The organism is Nonomuraea sp. NPDC003560 (assembly GCF_042878785.1).
In the GTDB taxonomy this organism is placed as follows: Bacteria; Actinomycetota; Actinomycetes; order Streptosporangiales; family Streptosporangiaceae; genus Nonomuraea.
Genome location: NZ_JBIAOF010000016.1, coordinates 110,476 through 128,247, shown reverse-complemented (window position 1 = coordinate 128,247; position 17,772 = coordinate 110,476). Strand labels below are relative to the sequence as shown.

Here is a 17,772-nt window from a genome sequence, read left to right as displayed (position 1 = left end):
CTCTGGAAGGCTGGTCCCATGCTGACCATCGGCGAACTGGCCTCGTACGCGGGGGTGACCGTGCGGGCGGTGCGGCACTACCACGCCAAGGGACTGCTGCCGGAGCCCGAGCGCGACCGCCACGGCTACCGCAGGTACGACGCCGCCGTCGCGGTCGAGCTGATCAGGATCCGCACCCTCGCCGAGGCCGGGGTGCCGCTCGCGCGGGTGCGGGAGCTGCTGCGGGCCGGCGAGGAGGAGTTCGCCGCCGCGCTCGCCGACATCGACCGGCGGCTGCGCGCGGAGATCCGGCGGCAGCAGCGCCACCGGGCGCGGATCGCCCGGCTGGCCGCCGGGGACGGCCTGGCGCTGCCGCCGGAGGTCGTCGGCTACCTCGACCGGCTGCGGTCACTCGGTGTGGACGACCACATCGTCCAGGCCGAACGCGACGGCTGGATCCTGCTGGCCGCGCACTCGCCCGGACGCGTGCCGGAGTGGATGGCCCGCAAACGCGAGCAGCTCGACGACCCGGACTTCGTCGGCTTCTTCCGCAACCTGGGCCAGGCCCTCACCCGGTCCGCCGACGACCCCCGGCTGGAGGAGCTGGCCGACGAGCTGGCCGCCTGCCTCACGCGGCTGACCGGCGAGCGGGACGAGGGCTACGTCGACGACCTCGACGTGGAGCCGCAGTTCGTCCGGTTGATGGACGCCCTGGCGTTCGACGCCGTCCCGCCCGCCCGTCGGCTGATCGAGCTGCTGCGCGGGCGGGGCTGGACCGGCTGGAGCAAGCTCGAACGGGTGGACCCGCCGTCCTGGTCGTCGGCCGGGTCAGCCGTCGAGGAACCGCTCCAGCTCCGCGGTGACGAAACCGGGGTTCTCCTCGACGAGCCAGTGCCCGGCGCGCGGGACGTCCACCGCGCGGACGATCCTGGTCAGGCGCGGTGACACCGTGGCCCGGATCGCGTCGAGCTGCCCCTGGGCGGTCATGAGCAGCGCCGGGACGCGTACCGGCGCCGCCGCCGTCGTGTCGCGCACGTCCTGGTCCAGGGCGCGGTAGAGCTCGAAGCCGCCCGACAGTGCCTGCGGCCGGCTGTAGGTGCGGGCGTACTCGGTGATCTCGGCGTCGCTGAACGGGGACCGCTGCGAGGTGCCGCCGAACGCCGTTCCGCCGTAGGAGACCTGGGGGTAGAACAGCGCCAGGTACTCGCGGACGTCGTCGCCCACCACCGCCTCGGGCACCCGGCGCTGGGAGTGGAAGGCGATGTGCCAGCTCAGCGACCGGTACGTGGCCGCGTCGACGGCCGGGCCGGGCAGCGGCAGGTCCAGGTAGCCGAGGCGGGCGGTGTCGGCGGGGAACCGGCTCGCGTACTGGAACGCCACCGCGGCGCCGAAGTCGTGGCCGACGACGGCGGCGTCCCTGATCCCGAGCCGCCCGGCGATCAGCTGGTGCACGTACCGCGCCAGCGTGGCCTTGTCGTAGCCGGTGGGCGAGCCTTCGCTGTCGCCCAGCCCCGGCAGATCCACGGCGTAGACGGTGTGGTGCCGGGCCAGGTCCGGCATGATCGGCCACCAGCCGTACCAGGTCTGGGGCCAGCCGTGGATCAGCACCACCGGCGTGCCGGTCCCGCCCTTCACGTAGTGCATGCGCACGCCGTCCACGTCGGCGAACTCGTGCCGGAACGTCGTGCCGAAGCGCGGGTCGTCCCGGGTGGCGGTGGTGTGGGAGGCGGCGGGCGGGGGAGCGGCGGCGGGCGTCGAACAGGCCGTGGCGGCGAGCGGGAGCAGCAGGGCGAGCGCGACGGTCGCGGCCGTGCGCGCGGATCGGGCGAGACGGCCCGGCGACGGCCGTGGAGCGGTGGTCATGTGGTCCTGTCCTGAGGAGAGTGGCGGGGTCGACGGCCGGTGCTGCCGTCGATCAGTGTGGGATCAATCCGACCAGCAGCCCGCCGATCTGGCACGAAAACTTGCGGTTATGGCAAGATGGCCGTCGTGCACGACGACATGGACGAGGTGCTGGGCGCGGTGGGGCCGCGCCTTCGGGCCCTGCGTCGTCACCGCGGCATCACCCTCGCCGAGCTCGCCACCACGACCGGCGTCTCGGAGAGCACGCTGTCCCGGCTGGAGAGCGGGCAGCGCCGGGCCACGCTGGAGCTGCTGCTGCCGCTGGCCCGCGTCTACGACGTCCCGCTCGACGACCTGGTCGGCGCCCCGCGCACCGGCGACCCCCGGATCCACCTCAAGCCGATCACCCGGTTCGGGATGACGTTCGTGCCGCTGTCCCGGCGGCCGGGCGGGGTCCACGCGTTCAAAATGATCATCCCCGCGCGGCCGGAACCGCTCGAACCGGCCCCGCAGACCCACGACGGCTTCGAATGGCTCTACGTCCTCACCGGACGCCTGCGGCTCGTCCTCGGCGACCGCGACCTCACGCTGCCGGTCGGCGAGGCGGCCGAGTTCGACACGTCCATGCCCCACTGGCTGGGCAGCGCCGACGGCGGCACGGTCGAGCTGCTCATCCTGTTCGACCCGCAGGGCATGCGCACCCACATCCACGCCGACCCCCACCGGCACTCTCACTGAGCGTCCGACAGGCCGTATTCGCGGCCTGACCTTCATTTGTGGAGGTCAAGAGGTGCTGAAGCGCGTTTTCGGGGGAGAAGGGGGTGGCTTCGAATGCCTGATGATGGGAGTGGTGACCGTGGAGGGGTCCGGGGGAGCGATCCGGGTCGGTGTGGAGGAGGAGTACCACATCGTCGACGCGACCACACGCCGGGTGACCGCGCGGGCGGGGGCGCTGCTGAGCGCGCTGCCCGAGGAGAGCTTCACGCACGAGCTGCAGCGGTCGATGGTCGAGGCCAACAGCGCGCCGTTCCTGGCCCTGGACGACCTGGCCCGCGACGTGTGCCGCCTGCGCCGCAAGCTGATCTCCACCGCCGACGAGCTGGGGCTGGGGATCGCGGCGGTCGGCACGCCGCAGCTGGCCGACCTCGACGAGGTGAAGGTCTTCCCCGACCAGCGATACGAGAAGATGCTCAGCGACTTCCAGGTGCTGACCCGTGAGCAGCTCATCTGCGGCACGCACGTGCACGCGGAGGTGCCCGACCCGGACCTGGCGGTCGCGGTGGCGCACCGGCTGACGCCCTGGCTGGCGCCGTTGCTGGCACTCAGCGCCAGCTCGCCGTTCTGGGACGGCGCCGACACCGGCTACGCCAGCTACCGCACGCTGGTGTGGCAGCGGTGGCCGACGACGGGGCCGATCGGCAAGTTCGGCTCGGCGGCCGAGTACCAGGAGATGGTGCGGGGCCTGATCCGGTCCGGGGTGATCAGCGACGCGGGGATGCTCTATTTCGACGTCCGGCCCTCGCAACACGTGCCGACGGTGGAGCTGCGCATCTGTGACGCCTGTCCCCGGGTGGAGGACGTCGTGCTGATCGCCGGGCTGTTCCGGGCGCTGGTGGCCAGGGAGGTGGCCGCGGCGCGCCGCGGCCCCGGGCCGGAGGTGCAGGTGGAGGCGGCGCGCGCGGCGACCTGGCAGGCGGCCCGGTGGGGGCTGGAGGGCGACCTGGTCGATCCGGTGGAGGGCGTGCCGCGCCCGGCCAAGGAGGTGGTCGAGGACCTGGTGACGGGCCTGCGCCCGCAACTGGAGGCGGCCGGCGACTGGGAGCTGGTGACCGGGCTGACCCGGCAGGTCCTGCAGACGGGCACGTCGGCGGCCCGCCAGCGGGCGGCGTACGCCGAGCGGGGCAGCCTGGCGGACGTGGTCGACCTGGTGCTCAGCGAGACCCGCACCTGCGAGTGGGACCGGCCGACGGGCGACCACGACCTCCCTTCGTGCCGGCCGGCGGCCTGATGGCCGGCCTCGGCGGGACGGGGGTGGCGGCATGTGCGGGCTGAGCGGCGAGTTCAGGTTCGACGGCGCGGAGGCCGACATCGGCGCGGTGGGCCGGATGACCGACGCGATGCACGACCGCGGGCCGGACGGCTCCGGCCTGTGGGCGCAGGGGGCCGTCGCGATGGGCCACCGGCGGCTCAAGATCATCGACCTGTCGGAGAAGGCGGCCCAGCCGATGGTGGACGCCGGGCTCGGCCTGGCGGTGGTGTTCAACGGCTGCCTGTACAACTATCGCGAGCTGCGCGAGGAGTTGCGCGGCGCGGGCTACCGGTTCTACTCCACCTCCGACACCGAGGTGCTGCTCAAGGCGTACCACCGGTGGGGCGCCGAGTGCGTCGGACACTTCAAGGGCATGTTCGCCTTCGCGATCCACGAGCGGGACAGCGGCCGGCTGGTGCTCGGCCGCGACCGGCTCGGCATCAAGCCCATGTACGTCAGCCACGACGCCCGCCGCCTGCGCTTCGCCTCGACGCTGCCCGCCCTGGCCGCGGGCGGCGGCCTGGACACCGGCATCGACCGGGTGGCGCTGCACCACTACATGACCTTCCACTCGCTCGTGCCCGGCGAGCGCACGATCCTCGCGGGCGTGCGCAAACTGCCGGCGGCCACCGTGCGGGTCGTCGAGGCGGACGGCACGAGCACCGACCACCGCTACTGGGACCCGCCCTACACCCGCTCCGCGATGCCCGAGCACGCGGGGCTGAGCGAGCAGGAGTGGCGCCGGGCCACCCTGGACGCCCTGCGCACGGCGGTGCGCCGCCGGATGGTCGCCGACGTGCCGGTCGGCGTGCTGCTCTCCGGCGGCCTGGACTCCAGCCTCATCGTGGCGCTGCTGGCCGAGGAGGGGCAGAGCGGCCTGACCACGTTCAGCATCGGCTTCGAGGCGGCCGGCGGCGAGCAGGGGGACGAGTTCGCCTACTCCGACCTGGTCGCCGGCCGGTTCGGCACCGACCACCACCGCATCCGGATCCCGGGCGACCGCCTGCTGGACGGGCTGGAACGCGCGGTGGGCGCCATGAGCGAGCCGATGGCCAGCCACGACTGCGTCGCCTTCTACCTGCTGTCGCAGGAGGTCGCCCGGCACGTGAAGGTCGTGCAGTCGGGCCAGGGCGCCGACGAGGTGTTCGCCGGTTACAGCTGGTTCCCGCCGCTGGCGGGCGTGCCGCGCGAGCGGGCGGCCGAGGTCTACTGCAGGGAGTTCGCCGACCGCCCGCACCAGGAGCTGTCCGGCGTGCTGGCCCCCGGCTACCTGCTGGACCGGGACGTCAGCGGCGACTTCGTCCGGGAGCACGTGGCGCGGCCGGGCGCCGACACCGCGCTCGACGCCGTGCTGCGCCTGGAGACCACGGCCATGCTGATCGACGACCCGGTCAAACGCGTCGACAACATGACCATGGCCCACGGGCTGGAGGCCCGCACGCCGTTCCTCGACCACGACCTGGTCGAGCTGGCCGCCGCCTGCCCCGACGGGCTCAAACTGGCCCACGGCGGCAAGGGCGTGCTCAAGGACGCCGCCCGCCGGCTGCTGCCCGCGCAGATCGTCGACCGGCCGAAGGGCTACTTCCCGGTGCCCGCCGTCCGGCACGTCGAAGGGCCCCTGCTCGACCTCGTCCGGGACGCCCTCACCAGCGGGGCCGCCCGCGCGCGGGGCCTGTTCCGTCCGGAGTTCGTACGGCGGCTGCTGGCCGACCCCGAGTCCGACAGGGCGACGACCGGCGTCAACACGCTGTGGCAGATCGGCCTGCTCGAACTGTGGCTCCAGGCCCACCAGATGTGATGCCGGACATCCTCGGCGACCTGTCGCACCTGCCGTCGGCCGCCGCGCTGCGCGCCTGGAACTGCCGCCGGCCCGCGCTGGCGCCCGACAACAGCGCCGTGGCCTTCGTCGGCGACCAGGACGGCGTGCCCCGGGTGTGGGTCCAGCCGCTCGGCGCGGATCTGGACGCGTGGCCGGTCGACACCGGCCACCACCCGGTCGTGGACGTGAGCTGGGGGCCCACGGGGGAACACCTGGCGGTCCTGGTGGCGCCGGGCGGCGGCGAGCACACGCAGGTGTGGACCGTGCGCCCGCACGGCGGCGAGCTGCGGCCGCTCGCCGTCCCGCCGCACGGGTCGGCCGCGCTCGTCCGCTGGACCGGCCGGGGCGAGTCCGTCCTGGTGGCCGAGACCTCCGCCGCCGGCCTGACCAGGGCCGAGCTGGCCGACGCCGTCACCGGCGCCCGCCAGGTCATCGCCGCAGGCGAGCTGCTGTGGCCGGCCGCGGTCAGCCGCGACCACGCGCGCATGCTGCTCCGGCGCGGGCCGCGCGGCCTGCGCCGGATGTACGCGGCCGACGCCGTCCCGGGTCACCCGCCGGGCGGCGAGCGCGACCTGCTGCCCGGCCTGCCCGGCTCGACCGACCAGGGGGTCCTGTCGCCCGACGGCGAGATCGCCTACCTGGTGTCCGACGCGGGCCGCGACCGGGCCGCGCTGCTGGCGGTGCGGCGCAACGCCTATCCCGTCGTGCTGGCCGAGCGGCCGGACGCCGAGCTGGACCGGTTCGCGCTCAGCGCCGACGGCCGCCGCGGCGTCCTGCTGTGGAACGAGCACGGCCGCTCGGCGCTGGACGTCGTGGAACTGCCCGCCGTGCATGTCAGGCCGCTTCCGCCGCCGCCCGCCGACGTGGTCACCTCGGTCCGGGTCGCCTGGGACGGCCGCACGGCGGTGCTCGCCGCCGAGAGCCCCCAGGAGCCCTCGCACGTGCTGCTGTGCGACCTTACCTCCGGGACGTACCGGTACGCCGCCGGGGCCGGGCGGCTCCCGGTCGCGACCGGCGCCGAGCTGCTGCGCTTCCCCGCCCGCGACGGGCTGGAGCTGGCCGCCTGGCTCTACCGCCCGGCGCACGTCCACGGGCCCGCGCCGTTCGTGGTGTCGCTGCACGGAGGGCCGGAGGACCAGGAACGCCCCACCTTCAACCCCCTCTACCAGAACCTCCTGGCCGCCGGGATCGGGGTGCTGGCGCCCAACGTGCGCGGTTCTGGCGGGTACGGGCGGGCCTTCCGCCAGGCCGACGACCTGGCGCTGCGCTTCCGCGCGGTCGAGGACGTCGCCGACTGCGCCGCCGCGCTGGTGCGGACGGGCGCGGCGGACCCGTCCAGGCTCGCCTGCATGGGCTGGTCGTACGGCGGCTACCTGACCCTGGCCGCCCTCGTCACCCATCCGCGCCTCTTCCGCGCGGGCGTGAACATGAGCGGCATCGCCGATTTCGCCACCTTCTACGCCCGTACCGAACCGTGGATCGCCGCCGCCGCGGTGTCCGAGTACGGGCACCCGGAGGCCGACCGCGACCTGCTGCACGCCCTGTCCCCGCTGCGCGCCTTCGACCGGCTGGCCGCCCCGCTCCTGGTCGTGCACGGGACCCAGGACACCAACGTGCCGGTGCACGAGGCCCGGCAGGCGTTCGGGGCGGCCCGCGCCCGCGGCGTGCCCTGCGACCTGCTGCTCTTCGAGGACGAAGGCCACGAGATCCGCAACCGCGCCAACCGCGTCAGCCTCGTCTCCAAGGTGCTGAACTGGCTCGACGAGCACCTGCGGCCCGCCCCGCATTGATCGGGCGGCCGGACGCGTCCATCATGGTGCCCCACCGGCACGGAAGGACCCGCTCGTGACCGACCTCGACTCCCGGCTGCGCGCCTGGCGGCACGACCTGCACCGGCGGCCCGAGCCGGCCTTCGCCGAGCACGCGACGAGCGCCTACCTCGCCGAGGCGCTGGAGGCGGCGGGCCTCGACGTCGTCACCGGCGTCGGCGGCACCGGCGTCGTCGCCTCCCTGACCAGGGGCGGCGCCGGCCGGGCCGTCGGGCTGCGGGCCGACATGGACTGCCTGCCGCTCGACGAGCCGGGCACGCACGCCCACGTCTCCCGCAACCCCGGCTTCATGCACGCCTGCGGCCACGACGGGCACATGGCGATGCTGCTCGGCGCCGCCGCCGTCCTGGCCGCCGAGGGCGGCTTCGACGGCACCGTCCGGTTCGTCTTCCAGCCCGCCGAGGAGCCCGGCCGCGGCGCGCGGGCCATGCTCGACGACGGCCTGCTCGCCCGCTTCCCGGTCCAGGCCATGTACGGACTGCACAACTGGCCCGGCGTCCCCGCCGGCCACTTCCTGACCCGCGCCGGGAGCATCATGGCCGGCGAGGACAACTTCGAGATCCGCATCCGGGGCCGCGGCGGGCACGCCGCCCGCCCGCACATGGTCGTCGACCCGATCGTGGTGGCCGCGGAGATCGTCCTGGCCCTGCAGACGGTCGTCGCCCGCAACGTCGACCCCGCGCTGCCCGCCGTGGTGTCCTGCACCGACATCAGCACCGACGGCGCGCGCAACGCCATCCCCGGCGAGGTCGTCATCAGGGGGGACACCCGCAGCTTCGACCCCGCCGTCGCCGCGCTCCTGGAAGACCGCGTCCGGCGGCTCTGCGAGGGCATCGGCGCCGCCCACGGCGCGACGTGCGCCGTCACCTACACCCACGAGTTCGCGCCGACCGTCAACGACCCCGCCTGCGTCGCCGCGGCGGTCGAGGCGGCCGTCGCGGTCGCCGGCGAGGACGGCGTCGACCCCGACTGCGCGCCGGTCATGCCGAGCGAGGACTTCGGCGTGTTCGCCGGGGCCGTGCCGGCCTGCTTCGTCTTCCTCGGCAACGGCACCGAACCCGGCCGGGGCGGCGACCCGCTGCACAGCAGGGAGTACGACTTCAACGACGCCGTCCTGCGGACGGGGACGGACTTCTACGTCACGCTGGCGCGCCGCGCCCTGCCCGCCGGCGCTCCCCCGGCGCCTGCTCGGTGAGGCCCGTCCGCGGGCGGCCCCGCGGCGGGACGTCACGCGGCCGCGGCCAGCTCCTCCAGCGCGCGCAGGGACGGCAGCTCGAACGGCTGCCGCACCGGAACCTGCCCGGCGCGGGCGTCCTCGGCCTCGCCCGCCCAGTGCCGCAGCGCCTGCAGCGGGGTGACGCCGTTGGCCTTGGCCCAGCGCAGCCGCCGGGTCCAGACCACGGCGGCGTCGAAGGCGGCGTCACCGGCCTGCTCGCGCGGCACGTACTGGGCCGCGTCGTCCGTGGCGGCGGCCCACAGGTAGCCGATCACGGCGCCGTCCTTGAGCACCGGGACGTAGCGGACCGCGGACGCCGTCGTGCGGGGGTAGGCGTCCGGGGCGTGGACGGTCCGGAACTCGGGCTGGTCCTTCAGCGACACTTCGTCGTCCTTCCCGTCATCCGTCCCATCATCCGTCGGCCTCCGGCGGCAGCACCCAGCCGTAGACGTGCCACCGGCCGTCCTTCCGCTGCACGTCCTCGGCGAACCAGGACGTGCCGGCGCCGAGGAGCAGCTCGTTCTCGCGGTGATGGCTGATCAGGTCCAGGTAGAAGGCGGGGGTGCCCTCGGCGACGCGCAGGTGCAGCAGCACGTCCCCGGAGAAGACGTTCTTGTCGCCGAGGTTCGTCGAGAAGAAGGCGGGGTCGCGTTGCACGGTTCCCGGCAGCTCGTGGACGGGCACGGTGAACAGATTCTTGGTCAGCCGCAGCGTCCGGAACACGTCGATCGTCTCGGGGACCGGCCGGCGTTTCGTCACCGCCTGGAGCGCCTCGATCTGTTCGATGAGACGTGCCTTGTTCGCGGCGATGTCCTCGGCAGTCAGGCCCTCGATGGAGGAGTCGCCGTTGCGCAGGTAATCGTTCATCCCGATGTAGCCGCTGCCGGAGTAGGACTGCCCCGCCGCGCGCTCGGCTTCGGACAGCCCGGCCGAGACGTCCGACCAGACGGCCTGGCCGAACGTGGGCGAGACCAAGCGGGAGCCGAAGGGCGCGTCCAAGGGGACGTGCGGCGCGGCCGTGGTGTAGTACAGGCCCGATTCGGTACGCCGGATCGTCTGCCCCAGCGACGGGTTCGACCCGTCGCCGACCAGCCCCGAGTACGCGGGCGGCGCGCTGCCCTTGCCGTGGGCCAGGGCGGAGGGGGGCAGGTCGCCGGAGTGCGCGCCGAAGTCCACCGGGGGCTTGATCCGGCCGGCCGTGTCCGGCGCGGTGTAGTGGTCCTTCGGCGGGGCGGCGGCCGGGCCCGCGTCCTGGTGGTACAGGCCCATGATGTCCGGCAGGGCCTTGGCCAGGGCGGGGTGCAGCTGGCCGTCGTTCGCCATCGAGGTGAGCTCTTTCAGCGTGAACCACTTGGCGCCGCTGGCCTCGAACGTGTCGAGCTTCGGGGCGAACATCGGCCCGTCGGCGGCCAGGTTGGTGTACGTCCAGCCGCCGTCCCCGACGTGCACGGCGTGCTCGCCCTTGAGCTGCAGCAGGTCCAGGTAGTTCTGGTTGACGCCCAGCTCCTCGCTGATCTCCCGGGCCGCGCCGTGCACGGGGCTCTCCAGGCTGTCGAGCGCGCCGCCGGGCAGCTGCCACTTGCCGGCGTTGGAGACGAACTCGCTCTGCTGCATGAGCAGGTAGCGTGGCTCGCCGTGCTGGTCGATGCCCCGGATCAGCACGCCCGCCGCGCCGTACTTGCCCCACTGGCCCCCGCTCACATAACCGTCGCCCGACTTGCCGGGGTTCTCCAGGATCCGGAACGGCCCCTGCGGCTTGGCGGCGCCGGGCAGGACGCCCTCGCCCGCGTGGGAGGCGGCCGGCCCGTCCCCGGCCCGCACGTCGTTGAGGAGGGCGTCGAAGTTGTGCCCGCTCCCGAACGACACGTCCTGCTTGGTGCCCGCGCCGGCCAGCGTGGCGTTGTCCGGGAAGTGCCCGGACGGAAGCCCTGCCGAACCGTCCCCGTAGTACGAGGACGTGTACGACGACGAGGAGACGTCGTGCAGGGACGAGGAGGCGTGCGAGGAGTTGTACGAAGAGGACGAGTGCGACGAGGAGTACGACGACGAATGCGAGGACGAGTAGGACGACGGCGGGGAATCGTAGGCGTAGGACTGGTGCAGGCCGCCGCTCGTCCACTCGGAAGGAAGCGTGGCGGCCGAACCGGAGTGCGCGCCGGGCTTCGCGCCAGAGCTCCCCGTGGAGCTCACCGGCGGGCCCGCGTCGGGCTTGACGTGCGCTCCCGGGCTCCAGCTCGCCCAGTGCGCGTCCGCGCCCCCCAGCACGCCGGAGGTGAGGCTCTTGAGCAGCCTGTCGGGGTCGAGCGGCTGCCCGCTCGCGAGCTGCGTGGTCACGTCCGTGGCCATGCTGGCCAGGCCCGAACGGCCCATCAGCCCGACCATCGACCGGGCGGGCAGGATCCCGGTGAAGCCCGTCAGGAAGGCGCCCAGGAGGGCGCCCGTGCCGGCCGACGTCATGACCTGGTCCCAGTCGATGTGATCGCGCCGGGACTGCGTGGCCTGCACTCCGAGGTCCATGCCGCCCATCAGGCCGCCGAACAGCCCGATGTTGATCAGCAGCCGCCTGCCGAGCTGGGCGATGGCCAGCCGGGTCAGCTGGATCCGGGAGCCGGCCACGGCTACGGCGGCCGGTCCCCAGGGGCCCGCCGCCGCCGCCAGCAGCCAGATGAGCTGCAGGATCAGGAACCAGACCGAGACCTCGATCATCCGTTTGGTGTACTGCACCTGGACGCCGAGATCGTTGTAGTGGAGTGCGGCCGAGACGAGCTGTCTGATGAGCTCGGCCAGCAGCTGATCGGGCCCCTCCTGGACGTGCTTGACGAACTCCCGCAGCGCGTCGCCGTCCCAGTCGTCGCCCAGCCGGCTGTAGACCGCCACGCCCCGCTCCTCCAGGACGTCCCGCGCGGCGGCCGCGCACGCGTCGGCGATCCGGAAACAGCCGTCCTCGTCACCTTCGGGCCAGTCCATGCCGACGGCGTAGCCGATGTAGGGCTTCGCCCAGTCAGGGACGAGAAAACCGTCGAATCCCAAGGAAACTCACATCCCCGGCAACGACGGGAGAGGCGGGCCGTCGCCCTGCGGGGGCACACCCGCAGGTGACGCGTCCGCGGGGGGCGGCAGCCGGCCGTCGGGGGGCGGATCCGGGAGGCCCTGGCCGCCGGGGGAGGGGGAGCCCGGGTCCTCGCCGCCGGGGTCGCCGTAGCCTTCGGCGTCCTCGTAGTTCCGCGCGTTGCCCCAGAGCCCGTCCTGCACGGTCTCCACCGCCCGGATGTAGCCGTCGAAGGCGGCGAAGACGCCCTCCTCGATCTTGTACTGGTTCTTCTCCAGCTCCATGCCGTACTGGTCGTCGCCCAGCGGGTTGCCCTCGCGGTAGAAGACGGCGCTTAACACGTCGCGAATGTCCCACAGGGCGTCGGCGCTGGAGCCGGCCTGCGTGGAACGCTGCCGAAGACCGCTGAAGACGGCCTGGTATCCCTGGCCGCGGAGGTCACTCATGCCTCTCGCCGTCCTCCGGCGAAAGCCGGACGGGCTTCGGAAGGAACGACTCGATGCCCGCCCCCTCGCCCAGCACCTCCTCCAGAGGCAGCCCCTTCGGCATGAACGGCGTCATGAGCTCCTTCGTCCGGTCCGCCACCTGCTCGGTGGCGGCGCCGATCTGCTCCATGATCGAGCGGGCGAGCTGGGACGGCGCGAGCCTGCGGTACACCCGGGGGTCCAGCGCGATGTCCTGCACCTGACCGCGCGGCCCCACCGTCACACTGACCAGGCCGTCGCGGCTCTGCGCGGTCGCCACCAGCTCCGACAGCTTGCCGTACGCCGTCCGCAGCTCGCGGGCCTGCCGGTTGTACTCCCTGGCCAACGCTTCGACTGTCAGCCCGAACTCGTCGCTCAAACGGCGTACCTCTCGTACCAGGGGCCTGCTTCTGCCACAGCTGTAACCGGAGGCCCTACCGTACTAAATCTCTTTACGGACGGAAAACGAGCAGTTCAGGCCATCCGAAACCCGCCCACCGACGGGCCGGCGGGGTCAGCCGGCCTCGCGCGGGCCCGCCCGCCGGTCAGAGATCGCGAGGGGTCGTGTGCGCGAGGACGGCGGTGGCCAGTTCCTCGTGGACCTCCGGCGGCAGCGTGTGCCCCAGGCCCTCCACCATCATCAGCCGCGCCCCCGGCACCTGCTCGGCGATGAGCGCGCCATGACCCGGCTTGGCCACCTCGTGGGTGCCCTCGATCACCAGCGTCGGCGCCTTGACCTGGTGCAGCACGCCCACCGGCTCGAAATCGGGCTTGGCGCCCGCCGCCAGCCGATGGTTGACCGTCGCCGACAGGTCGCGCGCCCGGTCGTAGATGCGCTCCTGCAACCGGCGCGCCGCGTCCTCGTCGAACGGCAGCCCGGTCCCGTGCAGCAGACGCTGCTCGGCGATCATGCCCTCGATCGCCGCCCGCCGGTCCTGCGGCGGCGGCGACGCGATCAGGGTCTGGTAGAAGGCCACGAACTCCGGCAGCGGCACCGGCAGGCTGCCCTCCGGCTGCGGCTGGCCCAGCAGCGCCCGCATGATGACCTGCCCCTCGCGGCCGCCCAGCGGCGAGGAGCCGATGACCGTCAGCGACCGCACCCGCTCCGGCCGCTCCACCGCGACGAACTGCCCCAGCAACCCGCCCGCCGAGTGGCAGACCAGATGCGCGCTGTCCAGGCCGTGCGCGTCCATCACCCGGTAGACGTCGTCCTTGATGTCGTCCCACGTGTACGGGTGCGCCGCGAAGTCGACCGTGTCCGACATGCCGGTGTCACGGTGGTCGTACCGGATCACCCGGCGGCCGCCCGCGGTCAGCAGCCCGACGAACTCGTCCGGCCACAGGACGCCCTGCGACATCGAACCCATGATCAGCAGGATCGGCTCGTCGGTGGCGGCGCCGAACTCTTCACTCCAGATGTTCACGTTTTGCATGCCTCAAAGCTTGCCCGGCCCGGCCACGGGCGCCTTCTGTAGAACTACTAGCCGCGCCAGATCAGTACGGGAGCCGATGCCGAGCTTCGGATAGATCTTGTACAGGTGGTACTCGACCGTCCGCGGGCTCAGGAAGAGCTGGGCGGCGATCTGCTTGCTCGACAACCCGTCGGCGACCAGGCCCGCGATGCGCAACTCCTGCGGGGTCAGCGCGTCGAGCACGGCCGCGGGCGGCGCCTGCCCGCTCTCGCCGGCGGCCCGCAGCTCCTCCTGCGCGCGCCGCGCCCACGGCCGCGCGCCCGCCCGTTCGAACGTCTCCCACGCCATCCGCAGATGCGCCCGCGCCTCGCCCGGACGTTGCCCGCGGCGCAACCGCTCGCCCAGCAGCAGGGCCGTCCTGGCCGCCTCGAAGGGGTTGGTGTGCAGCCGCAGAGCCTCGTCGAAGGCGTCCTCGCGCGATTCGGCCAGGCCCCGGCAGCGTGCCAGCAGCGCGCGTGACTCCGGCGTCGCCGCGTGCCGCGACCCCCGTTCGTACGCCTCCAGCGCCGCCCGCGCGCCCGCCTCGTCGCCCGCTCCGACGGCGGCCTCGACGCGGTCGGGGGTCGTCCGCCAGACGACCGCCGGATGCCCGGTGCCCGGCCCGGCCGCGGCGATGGCCGCGAACCGGTCGCGCGCCGCCGCGTGCCGGCCCAGGCACAGGTCGAGCATCGCCCGCGCGTACGCCGCCACCCCCGCGCGCAGCCCCACCCGATGGGGGACGGCGATGGCCAGCGCCGCGCGGGCCTGCCGCTCGCAGTCGTCCTCCTCGCCGCGCAGCGCCGCCACGACCGCCAGGTTGGCCAGGTGCGCGGCCACCGTGTTCTCGTAACCGGCCTCGCGGGCCAGCTCCAGGCCCTCCTCCGAGAGGGCCTGGCTGCGCGCCAGCCGCCCGGCCAGCCGTTCGGCGGTCGCCACGAACTCCAGCACGACCGGCAACTGCCCCGCCATGCCCGACACCCTGGCCACCTGCCCGGCCCGGTCGCTGAGCTCGGCGGCCAGGTCCGTCTCGCCGAGCTGGCTGGCCGCGGCCGCCGCCCACAGGTGGCCCGCCGGGTCCTCCAGCTCACCGGCCCGCGCCAGCGCCCGGCGCAGGAGGTCGGGCCCGGCGGCGTCGCCGCCCAGGGTCAGGCCGATGCCGGCCACCGTGTCCCGCAGGAAGCCCTCCGGGTGCGCGGCGGCCCGGCGGCCGAGCTCGACGATCATCGCGGTGTCGCCGACGTACGCGGCCGCCTCGGAGGCGTCGGCCAGCATGTCCAGGCTGTCGCCCGCCGCCAGGATCCGCACGGCCTCGGCGGCGTTGCCCGAGTTCAGCTCGAACCGGCCGCGGAGCTGGGCGATCTCCATGGTCACGGCGACGTCGCCGCCGGCCCGTTCGCGCGCCTCGGCCAGCAGCGACTCCGCCTGACCGGGACGGCCGCCGAGCCAGGCCGCGACGGCGGCGTCCTTCAGCCGGACGGCCCGTTCGCGCGGCTCGGGGGTCAGCTCGGCGGCTCTGGCCAGGGCGGTGGCGGCGGCGCCGTACCCGCCGCGGTCGCGGGCCCGGCCGGCGGCGGCCACCAGCGCGGCGGCGACCTCCTCGTCCTGGCCCAGGGCGGCTCCGGCCAGGTGCCAGGCACGGCGGTCGTCGGCGGTCAGCTCCGCCAGGACGGCGTGCGCCCGGCGCACCTCGGCCGGAGCGGCCGCCTCGTGCACCGCCGAACGGATCAGCGGGTGGCGGAAGCGCACGCCGGCGCCCGACACCTCCGCCAGCCCGCCCTCCTCCAGCTCGGCCAACGCCGCCCGCCCGGCCTCCGCCTCCGCCTCTGCCTCCGACTTCGCCTCCGCCTCAGATTTCGCCTCCGTGGAAGCCGATGTCTTCGCGGAGATCGATGTCTCCGGGGAGGCCGGCGCGGGGTGGTCGTCCCGCGTGCCGGGCCGGCCCGCGCGTTCGGCGAGGAGCCGGCCGGTGGCGCGCAGGACCACGTCGAGGTCGCCCTCCACGGCGGCGACCAGGGCGGCCAGCCGGGCGGCGGCGGACAACGCGGCCACCCGGTCGCCGAACAGCCGGGCGCCGCCGGGCAGCGGGTCGGGCAGCGGTTCGCGTCCGGCGAGCTGGGCGGGCGTCAGGCGGGCGGCGATCTCGCGCAGGGCGAGCGGGTTCGCGCCGGTCAGCGTGACGAGCTCGCGCCGCACCTGGACGGGCAGCGCGCCGTGGCGGGACGCCAGCAGCTCGTCCGCGGCGGCCTCACCCAGGCCGCGCACCTCCACCGTCAGCGGCACGCCCTTGACCGCGGCGTCCCCGCGCACCGCGAGCAGCATCGCGACGCGTTCGGTCGCGAGCCGCCTGGCGGCGAACAGCAGCGCGTCGGCCGAGGCCCGGTCGACCCACTGGAAGTCGTCCACCACGCAGACCAGCCCGTCCGGCGCGGCGGCCTCGACCAGCAGCGAGAGCACGCCGGCCGCCAGCAGGAACCGGTCACCGGCGCCCCCGGCCGCCAGCCCCAGGGCCGCGCGGACGGCGAGGCGCTGCGGCTCGGGCAGCGCGTCGAGCGCGCCGGGCGAACCGGCCACCGGCCACAGAAGCTGGTGCAGCGCCGCGAACGCCAGGTCGGACTCCGACTCGACGCCGGTGAGCCGCAACACCCGCATCGCGCCGCCGCGCGCGGCCGCCGCGTCGAGCAGGGCCGTCTTGCCCGCTCCCGCCTCGCCGCGCAACACCACCGCGCCGCCGGCGCCGTCGCGGGCGCGGGCGATCACCTCGTCGAGAACGCTGATTTCCGCAGATCTGCCGTAGAGCACAAGCCCCTACCCTAGGCGCGCGGCCCGGCCCGCCGAGCCCCGGAGACCGTCCCTACGTGGGCAGCCACGCAGGCCACCAGGGCACGACGCAGTCGCCGGGAGTGCCCTGGGTGGCCACGTCGTACACGGTCAGCGCAGCGGGCCCGGCGAGCGTGACGGCGAGGGCGAGCACCGTCAGGAGGAGCTGCGGCCACAGCCGCCCGGCCGCCCACGGCAACCGCGCGAGCAACTGCACCGGCAGGGACAGCAGCGCCGACCCGGCCGACACGGCCGGGAAGAGCACGAACCTGCTCAGCATCCAGACGGCGCCGGCGAAGCCCTCACCCGCGCTCAGGTCACCCGCGCAGTAGACGTGCGCGTGCGCCACCAAGGAGGCCACACTGGTCCCATGGAATACGTCGGACGGGTGCCCGCGCCGCCGCTCGACCGGTTCATCGACGACATCTACTGCCTGACCGGGGTGCCGCGACACCGGCTGATGAACGTCCCGCCGATGCCGTCGGGACACCTGTTCGTCAACCTGGGCGACCCCGCCCGCCTGTGGGACTCCGACCCTTCCGTGCCGCCCGCGGTGTTCGCCGACGGCTGGTTCATGGGGATGTGGACCAGACGGTTCCGCTACGAGTACCCCGCCCGGGTGCGGCTGGTCGGGGTGCACTTCAAGCCGTGGGGGATGACGCCGTTCGTCGGCGTGCCGGCGGGCGAGCTGCGCGACCGGTGGGTGCCGGCCGACGCCCTCTGGCAGCGGTCCCTGGACCGGATCCGCGACCGGGCCGGCGACCTCGCCTCGGCCGCCGGTGTCCTGCGGGTGGTGGAGGAGGAGCTGCGGGCGCGGTTCGAGGGGACATCGTCGCGCAATCTCGACCTGGTCCGGCACGCGGGCGGCCGCCTGGCGGCCACGTACGGCGCGGTCCCGGTCGGCGCGCTGGCCGACGCCGCCGGGGTGAGCGGCAACCACCTGGCCGCGCAGTTCAAGTCCCATGTCGGCGTCACCCCGAAGCGGGTGGCCCGGATCTACCGCTTCGCCCGGCTGATCCTGTCCGTGGACGCGTCGCGCCCGGTCGACTGGACGGCGCTCGCCCACACGGCGGGCTACTTCGACCAGGCCCACTTCAGCAGGGAGTTCAAGGACTTCACCGGCCACACCCCGACCGGGTACCTGGCCCTGCGGCGCCGGTTCCCCGCCGAGCCGGGCTTCCCGCCGGACGACGGCCCGATGCCCGCCGATTGATTTTCTACAAGCCCGGCAGCCCTCCGGGACGGCAGGATCGCAGGCGTACTTCTGACGAGGACCG

General features: G+C 74.2%; 15 protein-coding genes. 7 read left to right on the top strand and 8 right to left on the bottom strand.

Translation table 11 applies throughout. The annotated features are described in order from the left end of the window. Window positions 1–18 precede the first annotated feature (18 nt). Window positions 19–924 (top strand): MerR family transcriptional regulator, encoded by a 906-nt coding sequence (locus ACFYUV_RS44955; protein ID WP_387680674.1) that lies wholly within the window; start codon window positions 19–21, stop codon window positions 922–924. Here the strand turns inward: ACFYUV_RS44955 and ACFYUV_RS44950 are convergent. Beyond that, window positions 808–1,842, bottom strand: a complete 1,035-nt coding sequence (locus ACFYUV_RS44950) for an alpha/beta fold hydrolase (protein ID WP_387680671.1) — start codon at window positions 1,840–1,842, stop codon at window positions 808–810. The genes ACFYUV_RS44955 and ACFYUV_RS44950 overlap by 117 nt on opposite strands. 117 nt (window positions 1,843–1,959) lie before the next feature. On the opposite strand from ACFYUV_RS44950, the gene ACFYUV_RS44945 reads away from it, so the two are divergent. Genes ACFYUV_RS44945 through ACFYUV_RS44925 form a run of 5 tightly spaced genes read left to right on the top strand, consistent with a single transcriptional unit; the run spans window position 1,960 to window position 8,693 of the window. Next, window positions 1,960–2,559 carry a helix-turn-helix domain-containing protein gene (locus tag ACFYUV_RS44945; RefSeq protein ID WP_387680668.1) on the top strand — a complete coding sequence of 200 codons (600 nt, stop codon included), beginning with the start codon at window positions 1,960–1,962 and terminating at the stop codon, window positions 2,557–2,559. Window positions 2,560–2,611: 52 nt separating this feature from the next. Next, entirely contained in the window at window positions 2,612–3,829 is a 1,218-nt protein-coding gene (locus ACFYUV_RS44940) for a glutamate--cysteine ligase (RefSeq protein WP_387680665.1), read from the top strand. A 31-nt stretch (window positions 3,830–3,860) separates the two neighbouring features. Beyond that, the gene (locus ACFYUV_RS44935) at window positions 3,861–5,648 is read left to right on the top strand and encodes an N-acetylglutaminylglutamine amidotransferase (RefSeq protein WP_387680662.1); all 1,788 of its coding nucleotides are present in this window, start codon (window positions 3,861–3,863) and stop codon (window positions 5,646–5,648) included. Continuing rightward, window positions 5,648–7,459 (top strand): S9 family peptidase, encoded by a 1,812-nt coding sequence (locus ACFYUV_RS44930; RefSeq protein ID WP_387680659.1) that lies wholly within the window; start codon window positions 5,648–5,650, stop codon window positions 7,457–7,459. The genes ACFYUV_RS44935 and ACFYUV_RS44930 overlap by 1 nt, the downstream gene beginning before the upstream one ends. A gap of 55 nt (window positions 7,460–7,514) precedes the next feature. Beyond that, window positions 7,515–8,693, top strand: coding sequence for an amidohydrolase (locus tag ACFYUV_RS44925; protein ID WP_387680656.1), 1,179 nt, complete (start codon window positions 7,515–7,517; stop codon window positions 8,691–8,693). 32 nt (window positions 8,694–8,725) lie between these two features. Here ACFYUV_RS44925 and ACFYUV_RS44920 read toward each other — a convergent pair whose 3' ends face one another. The 7 genes from ACFYUV_RS44920 to ACFYUV_RS44890 form a co-directional block, all read right to left on the bottom strand. After that, complete coding sequence (locus tag ACFYUV_RS44920) at window positions 8,726–9,097, bottom strand: hypothetical protein (RefSeq protein ID WP_387680653.1); 372 nt, start codon at window positions 9,095–9,097, stop codon at window positions 8,726–8,728. 28 nt (window positions 9,098–9,125) lie between these two features. Next, window positions 9,126–11,744: an ADP-ribosyltransferase gene (locus tag ACFYUV_RS44915; RefSeq protein WP_387680650.1), complete on the bottom strand. Its 2,619-nt coding sequence runs from the start codon at window positions 11,742–11,744 to the stop codon at window positions 9,126–9,128. A 6-nt stretch (window positions 11,745–11,750) separates the two neighbouring features. Further along, on the bottom strand, window positions 11,751–12,209 hold the full coding sequence (locus ACFYUV_RS44910; RefSeq protein WP_387680647.1) for a hypothetical protein: 459 nt from the start codon (window positions 12,207–12,209) through the stop codon (window positions 11,751–11,753). Then, complete coding sequence (locus ACFYUV_RS44905) at window positions 12,202–12,606, bottom strand: YbaB/EbfC family nucleoid-associated protein (protein ID WP_387680644.1); 405 nt, start codon at window positions 12,604–12,606, stop codon at window positions 12,202–12,204. Before ACFYUV_RS44905 ends, ACFYUV_RS44910 begins: the two co-directional genes overlap by 8 nt. 166 nt (window positions 12,607–12,772) lie before the next feature. Beyond that, window positions 12,773–13,660 (bottom strand): alpha/beta fold hydrolase, encoded by an 888-nt coding sequence (locus ACFYUV_RS44900; protein ID WP_387680641.1) that lies wholly within the window; start codon window positions 13,658–13,660, stop codon window positions 12,773–12,775. Window positions 13,661–13,663: 3 nt separating this feature from the next. Beyond that, a complete protein-coding gene (locus ACFYUV_RS44895) occupies window positions 13,664–16,477 on the bottom strand; it encodes a LuxR C-terminal-related transcriptional regulator (RefSeq protein ID WP_387680638.1) in 2,814 nt (937 codons plus the stop codon). Window positions 16,478–16,529: 52 nt separating this feature from the next. After that, window positions 16,530–16,856: a hypothetical protein gene (locus ACFYUV_RS44890; RefSeq protein WP_387680635.1), complete on the bottom strand. Its 327-nt coding sequence runs from the start codon at window positions 16,854–16,856 to the stop codon at window positions 16,530–16,532. Between the two features lie 9 nt (window positions 16,857–16,865). Between ACFYUV_RS44890 and ACFYUV_RS44885 the strand changes: the two genes are divergently transcribed. Continuing rightward, window positions 16,866–17,708 (top strand): helix-turn-helix domain-containing protein, encoded by an 843-nt coding sequence (locus ACFYUV_RS44885; RefSeq protein WP_387680632.1) that lies wholly within the window; start codon window positions 16,866–16,868, stop codon window positions 17,706–17,708. Window positions 17,709–17,772 lie beyond the last annotated feature (64 nt).